This is a genomic window from Flexithrix dorotheae DSM 6795 (genome assembly GCF_000379765.1).
Taxonomy (GTDB): domain Bacteria; phylum Bacteroidota; class Bacteroidia; order Cytophagales; family Flammeovirgaceae; genus Flexithrix; species Flexithrix dorotheae.
Window position 1 is genome coordinate 101,062 of record NZ_KB903454.1, and the last position, 22,538, is coordinate 123,599.

General features: G+C 35.3%; 12 protein-coding genes. 3 read left to right on the plus strand and 9 right to left on the minus strand.

The window, feature by feature from the left end; translation table 11 throughout:
• Positions 1-86: 86 nt before the first annotated feature.
• The 3 genes from porU2 to A3EM_RS0122595 all read right to left on the minus strand — a co-directional run bounded on the left by porU2 (position 87) and on the right by A3EM_RS0122595 (position 7,111).
• Entirely contained in the window at positions 87-5,144 is a 5,058-nt protein-coding gene (gene porU2, locus A3EM_RS0122585) for a putative type IX secretion system sortase PorU2 (protein ID WP_020530531.1), read from the minus strand.
• Positions 5,131-6,240, minus strand: a complete 1,110-nt coding sequence (locus A3EM_RS0122590) for a putative type IX sorting system protein PorV2 (protein ID WP_020530532.1) — start codon at positions 6,238-6,240, stop codon at positions 5,131-5,133. The genes porU2 and A3EM_RS0122590 overlap by 14 nt, the downstream gene beginning before the upstream one ends.
• A gap of 430 nt (positions 6,241-6,670) precedes the next feature.
• The gene (locus A3EM_RS0122595; RefSeq protein ID WP_020530533.1) at positions 6,671-7,111 is read right to left on the minus strand and encodes a YybH family protein; all 441 of its coding nucleotides are present in this window, start codon (positions 7,109-7,111) and stop codon (positions 6,671-6,673) included.
• Between the two features lie 293 nt (positions 7,112-7,404).
• Here A3EM_RS0122595 and A3EM_RS0122600 point away from each other — a divergent pair, with 293 nt between their 5' ends.
• Positions 7,405-9,666 carry a SpoIIE family protein phosphatase gene (locus tag A3EM_RS0122600; protein WP_020530534.1) on the plus strand — a complete coding sequence of 754 codons (2,262 nt, stop codon included), beginning with the start codon at positions 7,405-7,407 and terminating at the stop codon, positions 9,664-9,666.
• Between the two features lie 362 nt (positions 9,667-10,028).
• Here the strand turns inward: A3EM_RS0122600 and A3EM_RS0122605 are convergent, their stop codons facing one another.
• The 4 genes from A3EM_RS0122605 to A3EM_RS0122625 all read right to left on the minus strand — a co-directional run bounded on the left by A3EM_RS0122605 (position 10,029) and on the right by A3EM_RS0122625 (position 17,611).
• Positions 10,029-14,318, minus strand: coding sequence for a S8 family serine peptidase (locus tag A3EM_RS0122605; RefSeq protein WP_020530535.1), 4,290 nt, complete (start codon positions 14,316-14,318; stop codon positions 10,029-10,031).
• 317 nt (positions 14,319-14,635) lie between these two features.
• Positions 14,636-15,616, minus strand: coding sequence for a D-glycero-beta-D-manno-heptose-7-phosphate kinase (gene rfaE1 / locus A3EM_RS0122615; protein WP_020530536.1), 981 nt, complete (start codon positions 15,614-15,616; stop codon positions 14,636-14,638).
• Complete coding sequence (locus A3EM_RS0122620; protein WP_020530537.1) at positions 15,613-16,812, minus strand: pyridoxal phosphate-dependent aminotransferase; 1,200 nt, start codon at positions 16,810-16,812, stop codon at positions 15,613-15,615. Before A3EM_RS0122620 ends, rfaE1 begins: the two co-directional genes overlap by 4 nt.
• A 127-nt stretch (positions 16,813-16,939) precedes the next feature.
• Complete coding sequence (locus A3EM_RS0122625) at positions 16,940-17,611, minus strand: DUF2461 domain-containing protein (RefSeq protein WP_026210530.1); 672 nt, start codon at positions 17,609-17,611, stop codon at positions 16,940-16,942.
• A 122-nt stretch (positions 17,612-17,733) separates the two neighbouring features.
• Here A3EM_RS0122625 and A3EM_RS0122630 point away from each other — a divergent pair, with 122 nt between their 5' ends.
• On the plus strand, positions 17,734-18,558 hold the full coding sequence (locus tag A3EM_RS0122630; protein ID WP_020530539.1) for an alpha/beta fold hydrolase: 825 nt from the start codon (positions 17,734-17,736) through the stop codon (positions 18,556-18,558).
• Between the two features lies 1 nt (position 18,559).
• On the opposite strand, the gene A3EM_RS0122635 is transcribed toward A3EM_RS0122630, so the two are convergent.
• Entirely contained in the window at positions 18,560-20,146 is a 1,587-nt protein-coding gene (locus A3EM_RS0122635; protein WP_020530540.1) for an FG-GAP repeat domain-containing protein, read from the minus strand.
• 222 nt (positions 20,147-20,368) lie between these two features.
• On the opposite strand from A3EM_RS0122635, the gene A3EM_RS0122645 reads away from it, so the two are divergent.
• Positions 20,369-21,388 (plus strand): GntR family transcriptional regulator, encoded by a 1,020-nt coding sequence (locus tag A3EM_RS0122645; RefSeq protein ID WP_020530542.1) that lies wholly within the window; start codon positions 20,369-20,371, stop codon positions 21,386-21,388.
• A gap of 13 nt (positions 21,389-21,401) precedes the next feature.
• Here A3EM_RS0122645 and A3EM_RS0122650 read toward each other — a convergent pair whose 3' ends face one another.
• Complete coding sequence (locus A3EM_RS0122650) at positions 21,402-22,397, minus strand: aldo/keto reductase (protein WP_020530543.1); 996 nt, start codon at positions 22,395-22,397, stop codon at positions 21,402-21,404.
• Between the last annotated feature and the right edge of the window lie 141 nt (positions 22,398-22,538).

Below are 22,538 nucleotides of genomic sequence, written 5' to 3' on the forward strand. Positions count from 1 at the left end.
ATAAGAAAAGGCATCCGTTCAATCAGAATAGATGCCTTTTTTTATCATCAATTTTGAAATATAATTATCTTTCAAAAACCATCTTTTTATCGCATCAAATACATTTTTCCAAACCCATTTTTAAACATATCATCTTTGGAAGTTTCCCGATGCTCAATTTCCTGTCCGTTTGACCTCACAAAAACCCGATATAAATAAACACCATTGGCCAATTGATCACCAAACTCATCCCTTCCATCCCATGCATATTCGGTGCGATTATTTCCAATACGAATGGTACCAATCTCATCCTGTGTAATTTCACGCACAACTCTTCCCGTTACGGTCATAATCTGGATTTTCAATTCATCGGGAATTTCCGCTCCGGTGAGTGTAAAGACAAATTGCACATGGTCGGAAAATGGATTAGGATATGGATAAAAATGCGTCACCTTTGATTCATTTTCTACCTCAAAGCTTATTCTGTAAGGAGCCAGTCCTGAAGCATTTCCACTTTTATCTGATCCTTTTACCATCAGGGTATATTTTCCATCAGGTAATTTATCAGGCTGATAATACACCTGAAAATCATTGTTATTCACCCTCGTCCAATTGACATTTGGACTATTAAATTCAATTTTTCTAAAATCACAACTGTCACAATTACTCATGAAAATTTCCAAACCAACAGTATCTTCTCTTACCAGAAATTTATTTTCATCTTTCAGGCTTATGGTAATTAGTGGAGTTGGAGAAACCAGCTCACCATTCATAATATGTACCCCATCGAAAACAACATCAAGAATTGGATTAGTACTATCCTTATTGACTTTAAATTTGGTTTCAAGAATATTGTTTTCATAAATCTGCTCTTTCAAAACCCTGGGATTAACATAAACATTTAGTTTGTTTAAACCTACCCATTCAATACTTCCAAGATCTACAGATATAGGTATAGAGCCTTTTGCCGGCAGATTAGAAAGTGTATCGTAAAATTCAAGCTGTTTGTTGGTTGATTCATTTTGCAAAGCATATCTCACCACAAGATTTTCCTTAAAGTCAGTTTGAGTCACATTTTCAAATTTGTATTTAAAATTAATGGAATCACCTTCCTCAATTTCGGGAATGGTAGTTTGTGCTAAAACCGTATCATAAAATAATATACCTTCCGGAACTTCCTCATAGAGTACTTTCCAATCGTGCAATTGAGCAGGTGTTTTGCTTGTTGTATCTGAAGTAAATGCCTGAAGTTTTAGATAAGGGTAAGTATTGGCATCAATCATGGAAATATCCGTATTTTCCGCTTTAATATTTGATAATACAGTGGATTCTTCCCCTTGTAAACTTATGCCTATTACATCTACAAACCAGTCATCCTCAGTCGCATTCTCTTCCTTAATATTCAAATAAATAGATCCCCAATTTTCCGCAGGCCCGATTCTGGGGGTAAGTACATTTCCTTCAATGGCATCAAAATCAATAGTGAATTCTCCCGAAATCAACTGGGCATTAGAAGGAGTGGCTGAAGTATATCTGGGATAAATTTCTGTAGCAGTTCCGGGAGCAGCCCCTTTTCTTCCAAAGGCAATAAAAGGATCACCATTTTTTAAAGTGGATTTCATAGTTTCCACATCAATGCCCATTTCCGCAAACCCTGCAAAATTTTCATCGGAATAATCTTCATACCTCAATTTTCCCGCTGAAAAAATCACCACATAATCTCCCTCCTTTATGAAGCTCATATAAAAGGTCATGAAATTATAATTCCTTAAATCATTGTCTAACAGTCTATATGCGTCTCCCCGGTCTCCATAACCACATTTCAAGTGTGGATAAACCGGAATGGAATAAGGTTTTCCAGAAAACTGATCTATGGCATAAGTAACCAGATTATTAATAGCACAAATTCCCTGGCCCACAGAAAGAAAATCATTTACATATAGGTGATAATTAGCTGGATCCGCATTCTCATCGCCTACTGCCTGTACTTTCAATACCATTTCTTCTCTTTTAAATTCCCATTTTTTATTGGAATTATTGAGCTCAAGATTTTCAATTTTATTTTTTTCAAACTGAGGAAATTCGCTTTGAGACCAGCCTTCAGGAGAATCTTTAATATAGGTAAAAGAACTTTCAGCCCAACTTTCATCCTCACTGGTATCACTATATTTTACCCGCCAGAAATACACTGTGGAATCATTGGTTTGTCCCGATAATAAATCGGTTTCCCATTCCGAAGTAACACCAGCAAAAACAAGCGTATCCTTCAATACAGGACTATTGAATTGCGCAGCAGTATCAATTTGAAATTGATAAAACCTATCTGGAGTTAAAGGATCATTATTTTGGGCAAATAAACTAACCTTTTCTTCCTTCACTATACTAAACTCTCTGGGAGTAATGATAATCATATTCGTTTTAGGCAGGAATAAATTAAGTTGTCCGAAATTATTGCTTTCATCCAACTCATCAATTTCTCCACTGGCATCAATAACTACCTCAAAAGTACTGTTTCCTCCAGAAACAAGTTTGTCTTCCTTTGTGACGGGAATAGTAAAATAAATGGTATCCTGATAAGAAATTGGGGGAACACGAATAGGATCATAAAACCGAAATGATCCATCATTAAAATTTCGTTTCACTTCAATATTAAATGAATCCTTATCTACAGTTCCAAAATTGGAAATCACAATTCCGATTTTAAAGGAATCAGTCTGTACTGTAAGTTCTTCAGTTTCATCAAATTTTTGGATAAATAATTTATCATCAGCAATGTGATAATCAGGTTTTTCAATGGGATAAAGCCTGATAGCCGGATCACCCGAATAAACAAATTGTTGGGCATTTGACCAGTCTCTTTCACTGTGTGCTCTGAGTTCCACATAATCCTTAATGGCTTCCTGTAAAACCACACCAATAGGTTTGTTGTAAAGGAGCTTATTGGTAAAAGCCCTATCAAAAAACTTTTTAGCATATTCTGCCTGTGTATCGGCAAATGCAAGATAACTATGTGCTAAAAAACCAATTGCTCCTTTTTCAGGGGTTAGGATCCAATCTTCTCCCACAGATCTGGTTCTGGCAAATACATTTCCTATATCACAACCCATCATGAACATAAATGGATACTTTCCTTTGTTCTCAAAGCCCCTTATGGGGTCACTGGCATATCCAAACTCCAAATCAGCCGCAACAATTGAAGAATGTCCAAATGAAGTTACGATTCCAATTCCAGCATTTATTTCATCTGAAATATCGATAAATTCCGTGTGACCGGTTGTTCCTTTTTGGATAATCTCCCCTTTTGCTCCAATAAAATCACCCTCCACCTTCGATTTAAATTCCAGGGTATGGAACTTGAGCAGATTATGTTCCTGAACCGTTTTACCTCCACTTAAAAACAATGCATTTTTTTTCCACAAATCATTGAACTCAAAACTTTCGTGCTCTTTTACCTTGTTCAGGTAATCCAAAACTTGTTGTGGGGTATTGGCGGATAATCTCCCTGTAGGAATAGCTGGCTCATAAATGCTTCCTTTCAGTCCTGAAGTCAGCATGTTATCAGAACATGGTTCTCCAAAACAGGGAACAAGGTTTTTATAGGTCCAAGAATTACTTGCAGGTTTGTTTTTTTCATAATTATAATTGATGGCCAACCCTTTTCCTACAATAAAGAAAAACTCGGGATTCCCGTTATTCAAAAGATATTCCGCAAACCTTCTTATGGCCAGGGGTGTAACTTCTCCGAAAGTAAACTGATTATAAATATTCTGAATATCAGCAATATACACCTGATAACCTCCCCCTTCTGTTGAAGCCCTGTAATTTGCATATTCAAGAACAGGGTCATCAGAACCGTTTGCCGATTTCATTAATGCAGGATGGGAAATTATAAAATAATTAGCGGCAGTATTAATTCTGGAAATATTGGTAAGTCCAATAGTATCAATACTATAAATTTCATCAGTGAGTAGTAACCTGGCATTTTTCCCGGTTCCAGAAATAACTGAAGTAAAGGTATTGGAACCATCCAGTGTTCCTAAAATTTCTTTTTTATCTTCAACAGAAGTGATATCAAATAACCTATGGTTGGCTGGAACATTTTCAATTTCTACTTTTATCTGACTCTCATCATCTCTGGGCACATTGAATACTTTTTGTACAGCCCCATCTGCATTAATTTCTTGTGGGTAAATTAATTTAATATAGGATAATGAAACAATTTCATTGTAATTGGTGGTGAGTTGTTCAATTTGATAAGAAACAACTAATGAATCATCAATTGTGGGTAAATCAGAAAAATTTAAGGTAGTCGACAACACACTATTGTCATAATAGGAAAAGTTTAATGTGCCCAATTCTCGCTGGCTTCCTAAATCTTTTCCCGCATATATTTTCACCTGATGGACCGTATTGGATCGTCCAGTCATTTTTACCTCAAGCGTAGGATTTGGGCCTGAAGCATACAGATTCTTAATTGGAATTTTATAATCTTTTTTGGTAGTACCTCCAGCATACAGATCGGTAAAACCTTTCCCTTCATCAAATCCGGAAAGTAATGCTCCTTCATTTGAAATGGATTGAAAAAATTTAGGATATAATCTGCCACTGGAAAAATACCTTTCTATTTTGTTGTACCCAAAATCAGTGGTAAAATGGATTACTTCTTCCTGTAGGTGATAGGATTTAGCCACCAAACCAGGATCGGTCTCATTATTAACTTTAATTCTTTTGCCTAAAGATTCATCAAGGGTATAGGTTAGAAAACAAAAAGTCTGATTGCTATACATGCTGGCAAATGGATCAGTCTGGCTGATTGGATCAGGATAAAATTCAGTATCTAACCATCCATCGTTTTTTGTTCCATAAAACTCAATATAATCACCAGGATTAAAAACGCCATCAGCCTCTCCGGCAATGAAAATGGGTTGTTCTTTTCCCCGGAAAAAAAGCTGAATATGTTGTGGATTTACTGTATTGACCGGAAAGCCTCCGTTTTGAAGTTCCTCAAATGAAACCCTGAAAATCCCTTCTCTGCTCACCCCGATTTTATAATATTGCTGATCATAATTAATCCACTCATTTTCAATCACCTGTGCAAAGGAAAAAGGAGAAAAAAATAAAGGAATTAAGTATAAAAAAAGTAAGATAAATCTATTGGTTCCCATAAATATATCTTGGCTTGGTATTCTTAGATTTGCCCAGGCCTACAATAAGTGAAAAAATGTTAGAATATAGGCCTTCAGACTGATCACCAATATCAGTTAAGGCATAATCAATTTTAAACTGCTTTATCTTTATTCCCACTCCAAAATTGGGTTGGAAAGTCCAGTAAGTTCCTCCCTTGAAATCTTTTATTTCCTGAAACCCGGCTACCCCTCCCCTTAAAAACACAATTTTTTTAAAATCTAACTCCATTCCCAAATGTGGGTCAATAGAAAACATGGAAGTCTTTATGAGTGTATTTCTGGCGCCATCGAATGTAATATCTACACCTGTTGTAACTAAAGCACCAAAATTTTCTTTTACCCTGGTGCCATAGGCGACATCGGCAATTACCCTGGGCAGGGTAATTTCAATAGAATTATCGGGAATGGTATTACCAGTTTTAGCGAACACATCGTAAAAAGTTTCAGGATTGTAATTCCAGGTATTATAGGTCCCGGTAATATCTCTGCCAACCAGTCCAAACTGCCAGTTTCCTCTTTTAAGTTGGGCCCCTATATCCAAGCCAAAGCCCCAGGCATTGGCGAAAACTCCAACTGACCTGTAAATTATTTTGAAATTAGCCCCAAGGTTTAGTCCCTTGATCAGCTTTGACCTTCTTGCATAGGAAAACAAAAAACCATAATCTGCGGCAGAGAAAGAATTAATATTGTCATAATTGAGATTGCCATCTGCATCATACAAAAACCTGGTATCGGGAATATCGTCAGTGGCAAACCTGATGAGAGAAAGGCCAATTCGACTTCTGCTATCGATCGGGGTAGCAAATCCAAAATAATCGTAATTGGAAATTCCCGCAAAATATGAAGCATGCATTAACCCAAAAGCATATTTTTCCTTTACATTAAGTAAACCAGCGGGATTCCAATACCCGGAAGTCACATCATCTGTCACTGCAGCCTGGCTATTTGACATGGCCAATCCTCTAGCTCCTACCCCAATTGCCATAAACTCATTACTGTACTTTGGAGCATTTTGAGCATGAAGGCTGGAAATGACCGCCAATTGAAAGATTATAAAAAATATTTTTAATTTCATGAATCAAATTTGGAATTCCCATCTAAAAAATATTAATCAAGGTTTCCATTTCTCAAATACAAAAAATTGTTAGTCAAACACTTAAAAGTTTTAGCTATAAAAAATAATTGTATTTCGATAATTAATTCTTAACCAAAAAATCATTTAACCGAGGTTAGAATTAATTAGGAAAAAGTGTATTATCTTGAAATTTTGAAGCATAATAATTCAATACCTTCCAATAATCACTGCACATGTAACGAGGATTAGAAAAGAAGCGTCTGTAAAAAAGCAGATTTATTATCTGTGGTTTAGAAGGGATATTTTTAAAGAAAAGCTGAGTAGCCCGCTGTTCTTATAAATGCGACTAGCTTGAAATACGGATATGTTTTAATGGAATCTATCAATTGATCACCAAGCCCTGTATTATTTAATTTTAGCTCCTGTAGGACTAGCTGGAGTGATCGGCAATAATTACCCATTCTCCTTTTATTTTCTTCCAGGTTAGGGAAAAATGCCCTTCTGCATCTCCAATTTCACGGGTGAGATGGAATTTTCCTACAATAAATATCACTTTTTTATCGAGCTTTTCTGAAGAAATTATTTCAAACTTTAGCTTTCCCATGGTTTCGGTATCAGGATAATTCTTTTTATACCTTTCCAAAGTGGCCTGGTAACCATAAATCACTCCTTTACTTCCAATGAATTTTAACTTATCCGAAGGCCAATAACCCACCATAAATTTATCAATATCACCATTATTCCAGTCCTGGGTTTGTCTTTTAAGTATATTTAATACCTGATCAATATCTTTATCTGACTGACCATTTGTAGTTAAACTTATGGCAAAAAATAAAACTATTATTGATAAAAATTTTGAATAAAATAGCATAGTGTTTTTTTTCAAAAGGTTGTAATGGATTAATTATAGAGAATCTTAAGCTGACCTTGATTTAATTTTAATGATATTTGACAAAAAATCAAATTATTGAAAAATTATTCGATAATCGGATCATTTACCCTCCTTTTCCATGCACGATTAAAAAATCAAATAAAAGTTAATAATTCAAAGGTAATGGCGTTGAAGAATTGGTTAAATACAGACCAGGTTTAAAATACTAGTTAAAAGGTGCCGGAAAGCCCTTTTTTGTCAAAACCTAACTAAAATTTTTAGGACTTTTATTTATGCGTAATTCATTTTTATTCTTACTTGCAATTACTATTTCTCATTTTTTTCCGATTTCTCAAACTTTCTCCCAGGATAAAGTTGAAATTACCGGGATAGTAATTGACGAAAATGGCAAAACTGTTCCGGATGTAAAAATTTCAATTAACGAAAACAGCTATGTAACTTCCGATGCTGCCGGAGTTTTCTCCACTGAAATATCCTCCAGTAAAATAGATGAAATTGAAGCTTTTAAACGGGGGTTCGAAATGTTCAGCTGGGGCAAATTGAAGGGGGATAATTTTAAGATTGAAATTAAATTGAAACCAGTAGATTTTAATCTTATTGGGAAAGTTTTTGATGAAAATGAAGAATTACTGGCAAATGCGGATATTGTTTTAAATCCTGATGATCCACAATTAAAGGCCAAATCAAATAGTAAAGGTGTATTTTCTTTTAAAGTTCCGGCATTTATCAGAGTAGATGAAACCAGTAAGTTTTCCGTAAATGGGAAATTATTAGAGCCTGAAGGGGTGGAATTTCAGAAAAAAGGAGGGCTACTTCATTTGACACTTCCGGTACCCTACCAGACCATTGTAATTTACGATAAAGACAACAATAAACTCACCCATACAAGTTTCACCATCAATGGTAAAGAATATGAAACAAACGACCAGGGGGAATATAAATTAAGAATAAGAGAGGTAGAAAAACAACAATATGCCATTAATGGACATGAGGTAATAAGCTCAAAGCACCTTCCGGGTGATAACCATTATTTATTATACTTTTCTAATATAAAAGAGGAGAAAGAAGAGCTTTCCAATGTAGAATATCCCGAAGGGTCTGATGAAATTGTGGAAGAAGTAGAGGTTGAAGATGATAAAATTGACCTGGAAAAGATAACTGAGTATGATAAAGACATCAACATTATCATTAACGACCTGGAATTGGAAAAACAGAGGTTGTTGCAGAAAAGCACTGAAATTCGAACTCAGATGGAATTAGTTGCTGAAAAGATGGGAGAAGAATCGGAATTGACGGATGAAGAAAAAAAACATCTTACAGAAACTATGACCTCTCTTGAAACTCAATTAATTGAAAACGATCTTGCTTATGAGGATGCTCAGGTGAAAACCAAAGAAATAATTGACAAAATGAAATTTGTAATTATTGAAAAAGATTCGGTTAATCATGCTGTAGAAGAACAAATTGAAGTAATAGCCACTGAAAAAAAACAGGTAGAAGAAGAACTAGAAAGAGATTTTATAATTTTCTCAGTAGTCGCCATTTCCCTATTAATAGTTGCACTCATTTTATTTGGTTCCGGAAAAAGAATTAAAAAGAAAAACAATGAATTATTTAAACTAAATACTGAGTTAAGCCAAACTAAGGACGACCTTCTGGAAAAGGTGCAGGAAATTAATCAGCAGAAAGAAGAAATTGCAGTACAAGCAGAAAACCTGCAGGAACTAAATAGAGATGTTACAATAAAGAACAAAAAAATTACAGACAGTATCAGATATGCCAAATCGGTTCAGGAGGCCGTATTACCTTCATTAAATCTTTTAGATTCCTTCTTAAGCAATTATTTTATTACCTATTTACCAAAGGACATTGTTTCGGGAGATTTTTACTGGTTTACCAAAGTACCCCCTCACAATGGAGAAGGAGAAAAAATATTGATTGCCGCTGTGGACTGTACAGGGCATGGGGTATCCGGAGCATTTATGTCAATGGTGGGAAATACCTTGCTTGAAGAGATTGTAAATCAGATGAAAATTTATGATACTTCAGAAATATTGGAGCATCTCAATAAAAGAATTATTGAAGGCCTAAGGCAAAATGAAACTACTAATAGAGACGGAATGGATATTTGTATTTGCAGCCTGGAAAAACTAACCACTGGAAATACTAAAGTAACATTTACCGGAGCAAAAAGGCCATTATTTATACATAGAAATAATGAGAAAATAGTGGAAACCCTTGCTGGTGACAGAAGATCAATTGCCGGACGACAACCCAAAGTGAGTATTGAATTTTCCAAACAGGAAATTGAATTATCTCCAAAGGATGTTATTTACTTAACTACTGATGGATTGGTAGATCAAAATAATGAGAACAGAAAACGTTTTGGAACCAACAGACTTAAAGATTTTATACTTGAGAATTCTGGTTTCGATAAGGATACCCAGAAGAAAAATCTTGAGCAAAAATTAAAAGAATATCAGGGAAAAACTGAACAAAGAGATGATATTCTTGTTATTGGAATTACAGTATAATCAACCTAACACTTTATTTTTTTAAGGGCCATGTGCCCTTTTTTTGTGTGCTCATTTTTGTAGTACCTACCTTTAATTACAGAAAAAACAACTCAAACCAACCTCCTCCTTCCATTAAGTATGGAAACAACTCAGGTTTATCATTAATTACTTTGTATCATTTGAAGGTTAAAGCTCTTTCTATCAATTATAGTTTATCACTAAAACCTGAAATTCTGCGATAATGAATTGGAAAACTTTCTGAACATTAAAATCTCCAATAAATAGAGGAGCAAAAAATCATCTCTAATAAAAGCCTTAAAAAAATAAAGGACTTATTTCAATTTGCCCTTTATATCATGCTTTAATTTTCCTAAAAAAGCTTATTTAATCAACCTGACCTTTTGCCTGAATTGAATTTCATTAGTGGAAATATGGAGCATGTAAAGTCCACTTTCCAATGATTCCAAATCCATGAACTGATTACTTTTATTGAAACTTTCAATTTGCTTTTCTAAAAGAATTTTTCCTTCAAGGTTAAATAAATGTATACTAGCCTTGCCCTTTATATAAGTTGGAAAAAGGAAATTTACTTTTCCAATAGAAGGATTAGGAAAAACAATTATATCTTCATTTTCAGGCCTTTCCAGACCAGTTGTCACAGGCTCATCTTCAGCAAACACCATTACTTCACGGGTAATTTGATGTCTACAATCAAGGGAATCGGTAAATTCAAGTGAAATAGATAATTCCCCACTCTCAGCAATCACCAAAACAGGGTTTTGTACATTACTTGTATCCCCATTTCCAAATTCCCAATTCCAATCAGAACCGTTGGGTCCACGTAAATACAAGGTGAGATCCTCAGCAATTTCAAGCGAATCAGGAATAATATCCAAAACCGTAGAGTAATCAGGTCTGAATACGGTAACAGCCCTTGGCAGAGTCTCTTCAACAGAATCAATGTTAGTGATGAAAACCTTCGTCACATTTGATTTAGGGATAAAAGAAAATGCACCACCTTCAAACCCTAGGCTGTCCAATGACTCATTGAAATAAAACCTGAAATTTTCTCCACCCGATGGCATCAGTTTAATACTATCTCCGGGACAAACGTTTTGGAATTGATCAATTTTCGGGAGTCCGGCATTCCCATAAACTATAATTTCACTTTCCAGAAAAGTGGAACAACCCAGTGAATCCACAAAATTTACTGATATGAGATAAATCCCTGCAGAATCATATTGATGGTTTACCAAAGTGTCATCAGAAACTTCAGTACCATCCCCGAAATCCCATGAAATGGATTGATAATGATTTGGCAGATTCCCAAGTCCATATTCGTAAACATCCTTTTCAATAACTAAAGAAGGAATCTTTAAAGCAACAAAAATTTGATTAATATTAATGGTATGGCTGATGTAAGTACTATCCGGAGCTGAAATATCTTTATACAAAAGAATTGTATCCTGTTCAATTGCCGGAATCGTAAGACTTTTTCCCTGGAACAAGGTATCTTGAAAACTATTATCAGAAAACACCCAAAAATCACTACTGTCTGGTAGGGAAATCACCATGTTGGCTCCTTCACATAAAATAGTATCTTTCAAAACAGGCCTTCCTTCTACTCCACTCACCTGAATTTGTTTCTGTACTAATTTCTCACAGCCGAGGCTATCCTCTAATGTCAGAGTAATAGTGAATGCGCCATTTTTCTCATATTTATAATTTGGAAATTCATCAAAAATCAAATTTTCGCTATCTCCAAAGTTCCAGGAAAACTTTTGTACACCAGACCCAAAATCGGGAATTGGACTTAAAAAAGCAGTTTCATTATAATCTATAGAAGAAACTACTTCAAAATCTCCGGGAATACTGTCATTAATGATAAATGAAACTTCAAGAGGATCACTTTCCAAAATTTTATCGGCATTAGTGATGAAAATTTTATTTCCGGAATAACCTGATCCAAGCAAAATAGAATCTCCTTCTCCTATTTCATTAGACAGTGATTCATCCGCATAAAATTTAAAATAGTCACCTCCTTCTGGAAAAAATGATGGTATTTCATTAAAGCAAAAAGAGGTATCCTGAATTTCAGGAATTTCCCCTTTTAATCCTTCAAAATCAAGCTTTTGAGCAGCGAATACAAAACCCTGCCTTAATTCTTCTATACTTTCCCCAGCCAGCAAAATGTAAGTTAATTTCCGTTCATCACCGGGATTTAGGCGAATGTTATTTAAACCTGTAATATTAGCCACATCCCCACCGGAAATACCACCCGCCTCCGGATTTTGGATCTCCTGATTTAAAGAATTTATTTGTTCTGAAGTTGAAAACCCGTCTTCTAGATTAATTTCATCAATTTCTCCAGGGAGATTAAAAGCATAATAACCAAAAGATTCATCCAATATTTTTACCCCTACAAAGTAGTTATTATCCAAATCTTCTATAATGCCAAAATTGAATACAGAATCCCAATTTGCAGTTTGCTTTGAATCAGGCTCACCCCAATTAATAAACAAACCCACATGAAGGGAATCAATTAATTCAGAACTATTATTTTCTAAGGTGTAACTCAAAGCCAAAAAATTGAGACTATCTCCTGTTCCCCAGGATTTAAAGTTTTGTTTAATCTCCAGGCCAAGTACAGTATCTTCATCATAAAAAACACCCTCAATTCCTTTATATTCCAGACTATCAGCTGCATAGATTAATTCAAATTTTGTTTCGAAATCATTCTGAAAGTTTCCTATTTCTCCATTAAAATTGGCCAGACTATTAACAGAATCAACTACCAATACCAATCCAGCTTCTTCAATTAATTTTTGGTTTTTCCATCTAATTCCTAAACCGGTTCTAACTGAATCTTCCACTTTCCAGCCCAGCTGTCCATTTTGGCCAATTGTAAGTCTAAAATCCCCTAATCGGGCATTAAACAAATCATCTGTGTTTAATTCAAAATACTGATAATCCTGGTACAAGGAATCCTCAAGTGATAGTTTAAAGAAGATTTGTTTATTTGCCGGCAAATCATTTTTGAACAATACCTGAAATGGAGAATTTTCATTGTCAATAGAATCCCCTGTGGTCAGAGCGCCTATGGAAAATTCATCGGAAATTATTTCTACAAACTCGGAAGGGCTCGATAAAGTCACTTTACAATTGGAAGTAGTTGGTTCCAATATACTTTTGTATTGTGCCCAAATGTTCATGGTATCTTCTCTGATAATGGCATTACCCACAAATCCTTCGGTAGTTATATTTTCCACAAATATTGATTTGTGGTCATTCTTCTCTGTTAGGGCCCGATAAACATTTAAAAGTCCTTTGCCCAACCGATCTGTAAATGCACTATTTCCCGGAACATCATAAATTACATCATCTGTAGTAGCCTTAATCAGGTCAACACATTGTTTCGCAGAAAGATCGGGAAACTCGCTACGAATTAGTCCCAAAGCTCCAGCTACAAAGGGTGAAGCATAGGAAGAACCAGATACGATTTTGTGCCCCTCCATTCCGGACGAAATGGAAGTTGTTGGCATATAAGCACCCGGAGCCATGACATCAATATAATAACTATAAGTTCCCGGACTTACACGCACATTACTTGTATCCAGTGAGTGAATCACAGACAAAACATTGCGGTAAGAAGCCGGATAAAAATCTAATTGATTAGAAGTATTTCCCGCTGCTGCCACAATAGCCACATCCAGCACTTCTACTATATAATTCATTACTTCCTCCTCAAATTTTGATGGCCCTCCAGTCGGTCTTCCCCAGGATAAATTGATAATATCGCATCCATTTTCGGCTGCATAAAAAGCCGCCTGATAAGCATTAATCAGATAACCTGCACTATTGGCAATCTTTACTGGCATGAACCTGCAATTATACCCTACTCCGAAAGTTCCAAAACTATCATTCACTTTTGCCGATGCCACTCCGGCTACTTCAGTTCCATGACCAAATACATCAGAGACATCGGTATCAAAATCACCAAAATCATAACCCAGGGAATCATCAATAAAGCCATTTCCATCATCATCAACACCCCCTATACCATATCTTTCCAAATCATTAAAATACAATTGATCTCTTAAACTTTGATGAGTGGTTTTTACACCAGTATCCACGATTCCAATTACAATATTGGTATCTCCCTGGGAAATGTCCCATGCTTCATAAACTCCCGTATGCTCATGCCCCCAATGCAATTCAAGGTAGGTTGTATCATTAGGGACGAATAACAATTCATTATAAAAGGAAGGTTCTGCATACTCCACCCAGTTTTCATTATTCAAATCCTTTAATAGCCCATTAATATCACTTCCTTCAGCAACTTTAATTTGGTAAAAATTCCCAATAGCCGACCGTTTTTCAGCGCTATTATTTAGGGAAATATCTCCAGAATTACCCAAACTTTTAAGTTTTGCCTCCCTCTTTTTATTTGCAGGAAAAATCTGCTGATAACTTTTTATCCCAGGTTTATTTAAATATTCATCCAATTGATAGCTCCCTGATAATAATTGAGCTTCCTGATTTTTTTCAAAAAAAGATGCATCCACCTTCACAATTATTTCATCTTTTCTAATAAAGGTTTTTTCATTTTCCTGAGCATAAGAAAAGATTGGGCTAAAGGCAAAAACAAGGATGTAGTAAAGATTCTTCATATTTAGATTTATATTTTAACAGGTATTCCGGAATAGATCTATTTTTCTTATTGGAGATATAAAACCTGAAAACCGTTGGTATTTATAATACCTTCCTATTGACTAACCATAAACTGAATGAAAAAAATGAAAATTTTGAAAAAAATCAGTATTGTAAATATGGTTGTATTAATAACGAATAATCCCTTAATGCCTTATAAATGAGAGAGGTATTCAATAAAAATTACTGAATTATGGAGAAGTTTGATTACCAGAGAAATCAAATCTGGATTTAAAGATTGATTGAATATGGAGAAAAAAATGAGTGATCAGATCAATCACTCATTTCCAAAAAGTTTTATAGCCTCTTCAAGGAGTCGGTTTTTTTCAACAGGAACTACTCCGAGGTGTTCGCAGACTAAGCCTCCACCCAGGTTGGAAATTCCCGCAATTTTTTTCAGTGGCAATCCAACAGCAAGGCATAAGGACATGATACTAATCACAGTATCTCCTGCCCCTGAAACATCTGCAATTTCTCTTTTATGTGCAGGCAAATGAAATTTTTCCTCAAAATCAGTAATATAAACACCATTCTCAGAAAGGGTTACCATTACTGCATCTACCGGCATCACTTTGGCCAATTTATTTACAGCTTCGCTTAGTGCCTCAATGTCTTTATTTTCAAACTCAACTTTCAAACCTTCTCTGAGTTCTTTGAGGTTAGGCTTAAATAAAGAACATCCAGTATAAGCCAGGAAGTTACGTTTTTTAGGATCAACTGTAGTGGGGATCTGTTTTGATTTGGCCAGGGAAATCACTTGCCCGATAACTTTTTCAGTTAAAACACCCTTATCGTAATCCTCAAAAATAATGACATCAATTTCATCAATTTTGTTTCTCACAAATTCCACTATTTTCTCCTCGTCTTCTGAAGAAATTACCTTTTCAGTTTCTGAGTCTACTCTAAGCATGTGTTGGGAACCTGCCAGAATTCGGTGCTTCACAGTAGTCACTCTATCCTTACTTTGAATAATGCCCTCTTTTGTCATTCCCCTCTTATCAAGTAATTCATGAAAAGTGATACTTTCAGGATCATCTCCAACCACTGAACATAAAATTGGCTCTGCACCCAAAGCTTTAATATTTAAAGCAACATTGGCCGCTCCTCCTAATCTCCAGTCTCTTTCGTTTATACTTACAATGGGGACTGGAGCTTCAGGTGATATGCGATTTACTTTTCCCCAGATGTAGGAATCAATCATCACATCTCCTAAGATCAATACTTTTAGATCATTAAATTTTTCAAATACCTTTCTCACGTTAATTTCTCTAGTGCTGTTTTGATTCTTTTAATGGCTTCTTCAAGGTCTTCATCCGATGCTGCAAAAGATATTCTTACACAGTTCGGTTCTCCAAATGCCCCTCCATCCACAATTGAAACATGGGCCTCATTCAACAAAAACATGGCAAGATCATTAGCGTTATTAATCGCCTGTCCATCATAGGATTTTCCAAAATAATAACTAATGTCAGGGAAAATATAAAAGGCTCCCTGCGGCAAATTGGTTTTAAATCCGGGAATTTCATCCAGTAAACCTTTCACCAAATCTCTTCTCCTATGATAAGCCATTTTCATTTCTGTTGCTGCTTTCAGGTCTCCTGTCAATGCGGCTACTCCTGCTTTTTGAGAAATGGTACAGGTACCGGAAGTGACTTGTCCCTGAATTTTATCACAGGCCTTAGCCAGCCATTTTGGAGCAGCTATATAACCCAGTCTCCAACCGGTCATGGCAAATCCTTTCGAAAGCCCGTTCACAATTATCACCCGGTCTTTTATATAATCTATTTCAGCAATACTATGGTGCGGACCACTAAAATTGATGTATTCGTAAATTTCATCTGAGATGATATATAAATCTTTGTATTCGGACACAACTGAAGCAATCCCACTTAATTCTTCTTTGGTAAAAACCGACCCGGTTGGATTACAAGGGGAGGAAAACAATATCGCTTTTGTCTTATCGGTAATGGCCGCCCTTAGTTGTTCTGCAGTAACTTTAAAATCATTTTCTATATTTCCTTTTAAAGCCACCGGAATACCTTCTGCCAGTTTTACCTGCTCAAAATAAGTTACCCAATAAGGTGTAAAAATGATTACTTCATCACCTTTATTCAATAAGCTGAGCAATACATTAGCTATAGATTGTTTTGCACCTGTGGAAGCCACAATATTTGCAGGTTCATAATCCAATCCATTATCCCGCTTTAACTTATGAACAATTGCCTCTTTTAAATCTGGAAATCCGGCCACAGGAGGATAAGATGTAAAGCCCTCATCTATCGCCTTTTTAGCTGCATCCTTTATATGCTGTGGAGTCTGAAAATCAGGTTCTCCCAGGTTTAGTTTAATCACATTTGCTCCTTGGGCTTGCAGTTCTCGTGCCTTTACTGCCATGGCAAGCGTTGCAGATTCTGATAATGATTTTAATCTGTTTGATAAAGCATTCTCCGACATTTGCTCAGTTATTTTATTGATCTGATACTTTTTTAATCTCCAAAAAAATGGGACCGGCAAAATTATGAATTAATCGGTTAAGTACCAGTACTTTTTATATTTATGAAATGGAGCACAAACTTTCCATTTACGCTTCTTCCCCAACTGCCACATTCAAAAATTGATTAAAAGGATATAAGGCATGAAAAACCTTAATGGCCTCTTCTTTAAAGTTTTCCTGAAACACTTCCTCATCCTCAAATGATTTAAAGACTACAAAACTTTTCAGCTTTAAAAGCTCAATAGCCGGATGATCTTTTGGGTATCCTTTTGGTGCTGTCTTCAGAGCATCATCTTTCCATATTTCATCAAAATATTTTTTAAAATCCTGATGATTTAAAATATGCTGAAAGTCCTCCAAATTATAATCAATCTCTTGACGGACTTTTTTAAGGTCTTCGGGCATAGGATGATACATTCCCCCACCTACAAAAGATTTCCCCCCTGGCTGAAGGTGTATGTAATAGCTGGCATATTTTGACTTTTTCCCACCCATTGCCATGGATGCACCAAAATTTAATTTGTAGGGAGATTTATCATTACTAAACCTGATATCCCTGTTAATTCGGAAAATGCAATGTTTTGTTTCCAAACCAATTAAGCCTGGATCAAAACCAGAAATCCCGGTAATTAATTCTTCTATCAATTTTTTAAACTTTTCTTTTTCTTTCAGATAAATCTTTCTGTTTAGATCAAACCATTCTTTATTGTTATTATCTTTAAGCTTAGATAAAAAATTCAGGGTGGATTCAAAATTCATGATCGGGGTTTTTATTTTCAGTTTAATTTTAGAGAGGTGAAATTTTATTTTTTTTTTGTTGCTTTTATCTCTCCCGACCTGAAAATTAACTTTCAAAACATCAATAACCAAAAATATTTCCTATGCCTTACCTAACTTTAAATAAAGCCCAAATTTATTACGAAATCCATGGTGATGGACCTGAAACAATTTTATTTAGCCATGGCTTACTATGGAGTACAAAACTCTTCCATAAACAAATTGCTCTTTTTAAAAACCATTTCAAGTGTGTGGTTTATGACCACCGTGGCCAGGGCAAAAGTGAAGTAACCAAAGGTGGGTATGATATGGACAACCTTGCCACAGATGCGGAAGAATTGATAAGAAAACTGGAACTGGCTCCTTGCCACTTTGTAGGTTTATCCATGGGGGGATTTATTGCCATGCGGCTTGCGGCCAGAAAGCCTGATTTAGTTAAATCAATTAGCCTTATAGAAACTACAGCAGACCCTGAACCAAACGCCTTCAAATACACACTTTTGAATACCATTGTGAAAATTTTTGGAGTAAAAGCGGTCACCCAAAAAGTTATGTCCATAATGTTCGGAAAGAAATTCCTGACTGACCCTCAAAGGAAAGATGAAAGAAAAGAATGGGAAAAGGAATTGGAAAAGAATAAAAAAACTATCGTAAAAGCAGTGACGGGAGTAATCAAAAGAAAAGGGGTATTTGAGGAATTAAAGGATATTGAATGTCCTGCATTAATCATGGTTGGAGACTTGGATGTAGCCACTGTTCCGGCCAAATCTCATAGAATAAAAAGCCAGATAAAACATTCTGAACTTGTCATATTAAAGGGTGCCGGACATTCTTCTTCTATAGAAGAACCAAATCAGGTCAACCGTGCTTTAAAAGGATTTATTTTAGGAATTTTACAAGAAGAATACAGCAATAAAGAATTAGAATAAATCAGTCTTTTTCCTTTTTATATTTCAAAACCAAAACTTCAGGACCGTTTTTTACCCAACTTTTTTTCAGTTCTTTAGGCACCGGAGTTGGGGCATAAATAAACGAACCTAATAGAATTTCGGGACTTCCATCCATTTCCAAATCTGCTATTTCCATAGTTAACCATCGTCCTTTTTCACTTTCGGCAAATGTGTATGGGTGAAATTTCAAACTCCCTTTATTTTCAAGGAATACAAAATTATTATTTGGCGTTTTTTCATAGTCCGGAAAAAAACAATTTACGGCAATATCCAAATCTCCATCCTGATCGAAATCTATTGGTTTTGCCATTGTGGCCCCATACAGTGGTTGAAAAAATGCTTCTTTAAACGAAAAATTCCCATCGTTCAGGTAAATTCTAACGCCATGAAAATTTTTGAAGGAATAAGAATAATCTGCATTATCCCCATTGGCCAATAAAAAGTCCAAATGACCATCATTATTAAAATCTGCCATCTCTATATGACTTACTCCAAAAACAGGCAAAAACTTTAGAAGTGGTTTCAATTCAAAGTTTCCCTCACCATCATTGAGAAAGGCATAAACGCCTTCCTTTCCCTGAGCTCTCAGGAGAATTATATCCTGGGAGCCATCATTATTTAAATCTTTTACAAAAGCTTTTATCGCACCGGGCAAATCCGAAATGATATGTTCGACAAAGGAACCATCCTCTTGCTGCTCATACCAGGTGAACTTTCCCACATTAAAACCAAATTCACAAATAATGATATCTTCAAGGCCATTATTATTGAGGTCAGCCCTTTCAAAATTAACCGGTCGGTGCAAATTGGTAAGCAATTCATTTTTATCTACACTAAAACCATTTCCATAAAAATGAACTTTTCCCCGAGGTAAATCCGAAGGATTCATAATGCCAATATTGAGTAAATGGAAGGCATTGTTTTGGGTAAATCGAATATCCGTTGGTGGGGTTTCTACGGCAATGGAATCATATGTATTTTGTTGGAAATTATACTTGAATAACCAGTTGGAAGCAGTACCATAATACACATCCCCTGAATGAGGTTCCTGTTTAATCATAGTAACAAATGGAGGTAAGCCCTTTGGTTTGGCAATCGGAAAAGCTTCATAATGTAAAGTATCAAATTCATCAAAAAATCCTAGTGGATTGGAGATAGAATCCGGTGCTTTTTCATGATAATATTTTTTGATCTTCTCCCATGACTTCATTGGAATTAAAGGTGTTAAAGGGTAAATATTTCCCTTTTCCAACAAGGCCAATTCCTCAGTGGATTTTGTACCATATAGTTTCATCAGGTTTTCACTAACTCCTATGCCAAGCCTAAGTCCCATTTGATTAAATACTTTCGCCCAAATCTCCTTCTCTAACAAACCTGGTTCCGGATAAAAATGACAGTTTCCACAAACCAGTACTGATAATTTTTCACCGCTTAGGGAAAGTAATTCATTTGAATCAAGTGCTAATTGGAAAGGAGTATTACTTAATTCTGGATTGTGCTTAAAACTTGAATTACACGAACAGAAGGAAATAAATATTAAACTGGAGAAAAGAAGGTATTTACTCATTGGGTAAAAAATCAATGGCGATTAAATCTAAAATAACAAATCAATAAATAACTGCATAGTTTTTTCTCTACTGTTATGTACTGTAATGATTAAATTTAAATTATTTTTAATTATCTTGGTGGAATAAAAACTGAAAGTTAATTTCATTAATATTCTTTAATATAAAATTAATATTACCCAAATTTTTTGAATATATCCTCCAACTCAATATAAAATCCTAACATGAATATAGACTCCAGTCTGATAAAAATAGACCCAAAAACAAAAAAACCAATTTATAAGCAAATCCAGGATTGTATTATTGATGGAATTATTGCTGGTAAAATTACCCGACATCAAAAACTCCCATCCATCAATCAGATCAGTGAAAAACTTGATCTTTCCAGAGATACGGTAGTAAAGGCCTACTATCAATTGAGGGATAAGGGAATAATTGCTTCAACTCATGGGAAAGGTTTTTATATTTTTAGTACAAACACAAAGCAAAACCTTAAAATATTCCTCTTGTTTAATGAAATGAATGAATACAAAAAGGTTTTATACAATTCCTTAATGTCGCACTTCCATCGAAATGTAATTGTAGATACCTTCTTCCACAATCATAACCCTAAAATTTTTGAGCGGTTAATTTTGGATAACATTGGAAATTATAACCATTTTATCATCATTCCAACCTTCTATAGGTACGAAAAGAAAATTTTGAAAACCCTTAAACAAATCCCACCAGACAGACTGTTAATACTGGACCGGCCAATGAAAAAGCTGGATTGTGCGATGGTTTATCAAAATTTTGAAAGTGATATTTTTTATGGAATGGAAAAAGCGAAGGAGCATCTTAAAAAATATAAAAGAATTACAGGAGTGTTCACCTCTAAAACACTTCACCCTGAAGAGGCAATTGATGGACTGAAAAAATTTTGCGAGAAATATGATTTCAAATTCAGGTTAATCGACCAGATCAATTCCAGATTATTAAACGAAAATGAGGTTTATATTACCTTTCAGAATGAAGATTTGATAAAGCTTCTAAACTTTGCCAAAAAGAAAAAACTCCAACCTGGAAAAGACCTTGGGGTAATCTCTTATAATGACTCTCAATTAAAAGAGGTAATCAGAGATGGCATTTCTGTAATTTCTACAGATTTTAAAAGTATGGGAAAAACCGCAGCAGAATTAATTTTAAAGCAGAAAAGGGATCAGATTTCCAATCCCTTTTATTTTAAAGCCAGAAATTCAATTTGAACAATTTATATCCTTACAAGTCTAAATTTAAGGATTTTATTCCCTGGTTTATTTGAAACTTTTCCTCCTCACTTAAGCTTAAGGAGGCAGCCTTGAGGTTGTCTTCCACTTGTTGTATATTCCTGGCTCCTGCCAAAGCACAGGTAATGCCAGGTTGTTCCAAAGTCCATTTCAATACTAATTGAGCAATTGTGGCACCTTTATCTTCAGCAATTGGCCTGATACCCTCCAGGAATGCATTTATTTTAGTCAGGTTTTCGCCTTTAAAATAAGGTAAATCAGCCCTGTTGTCCCCTTCGTTAAATTTATACCCGGATTTTATTTTTCCTGTTAAAACCCCACGCTGCAATGGGCTATAGGCTAATATCCCAATATTTTTTTCCAAACTATGGGGAACTACATCCTTTTCAATATCCTTTCTTAGCATAGAATACGGAACCTGGTTGGAAACAATATTTACTGATTTCAAGGCCTCATCTACCCAATCAGTTTGGTAATTGCAAACTCCGGCAGCCCGGATTTTACCTTCTTTCAAAAGTTGCTCCACAGCCTCCATAGTTTCCGAAATCGGAGTAGATTCATCATGCCAGTGAATTTGGTATAGATCAATATAATCCGTTTTTAACCTGCGCAAACTATCTTCACATTCCTTAATTACACTGTCTTTCCCGGCAAATTTTTGAATATTGATATCATTTCCATTATTATCCTGTGTGGCAAAAAAGGCCACTCCTTTTTCAGTATCCCATCTCAAACCATACTTGGTTAATAGTTGGATTTTATCTCTTGGAACACTTTCTATCGCTTTTCCAACAATAATTTCACTAACCCCAAAACCATACACCGGGGCGGTATCAATGGTGGTTCCACCCAAATCTATTGAGGCACGAATAGCTTTTTGAGCCTCATTTTCATCTGCTCCTCCCCACAACCATCCTCCAATTGCCCAGGCACCAAAAGCTATTGCCGATATTTCCAAATCTGAACTTCCTAATTTTCTATATTCCATCTTAAGATTATTTGCCAATTAAGTTAACAAAAATGACTATCTATGCCCCATCTTTGAAGACATACCGAAATTTAAAATTCATTTCCCTAACTTCATAAACATTTTAAATTTTAGTTGGCTCCAAAACGTATAATCTAATTC

Bases quoted from the DNA above. Each gene is read 5' to 3' on its own strand.
- porU2 (WP_020530531.1), bottom strand. From the start codon at position 5,144: ATGGGAACCAATAGATTTATCTTACTTTTTTTATACTTAATTCCTTTA.
- A3EM_RS0122590 (WP_020530532.1), bottom strand. From the start codon at position 6,240: ATGAAATTAAAAATATTTTTTATAATCTTTCAATTGGCGGTCATTTCC.
- A3EM_RS0122595 (WP_020530533.1), bottom strand. From the start codon at position 7,111: ATGCTATTTTATTCAAAATTTTTATCAATAATAGTTTTATTTTTTGCC.
- A3EM_RS0122600 (WP_020530534.1), top strand. From the start codon at position 7,405: ATGCGTAATTCATTTTTATTCTTACTTGCAATTACTATTTCTCATTTT.
- A3EM_RS0122605 (WP_020530535.1), bottom strand. From the start codon at position 14,318: ATGAAGAATCTTTACTACATCCTTGTTTTTGCCTTTAGCCCAATCTTT.
- A3EM_RS0122620 (WP_020530537.1), bottom strand. From the start codon at position 16,812: ATGTCGGAGAATGCTTTATCAAACAGATTAAAATCATTATCAGAATCT.
- A3EM_RS0122625 (WP_026210530.1), bottom strand. From the start codon at position 17,611: ATGAATTTTGAATCCACCCTGAATTTTTTATCTAAGCTTAAAGATAAT.
- A3EM_RS0122630 (WP_020530539.1), top strand. From the start codon at position 17,734: ATGCCTTACCTAACTTTAAATAAAGCCCAAATTTATTACGAAATCCAT.
- A3EM_RS0122635 (WP_020530540.1), bottom strand. From the start codon at position 20,146: ATGAGTAAATACCTTCTTTTCTCCAGTTTAATATTTATTTCCTTCTGT.
- A3EM_RS0122645 (WP_020530542.1), top strand. From the start codon at position 20,369: ATGAATATAGACTCCAGTCTGATAAAAATAGACCCAAAAACAAAAAAA.
- A3EM_RS0122650 (WP_020530543.1), bottom strand. From the start codon at position 22,397: ATGGAATATAGAAAATTAGGAAGTTCAGATTTGGAAATATCGGCAATA.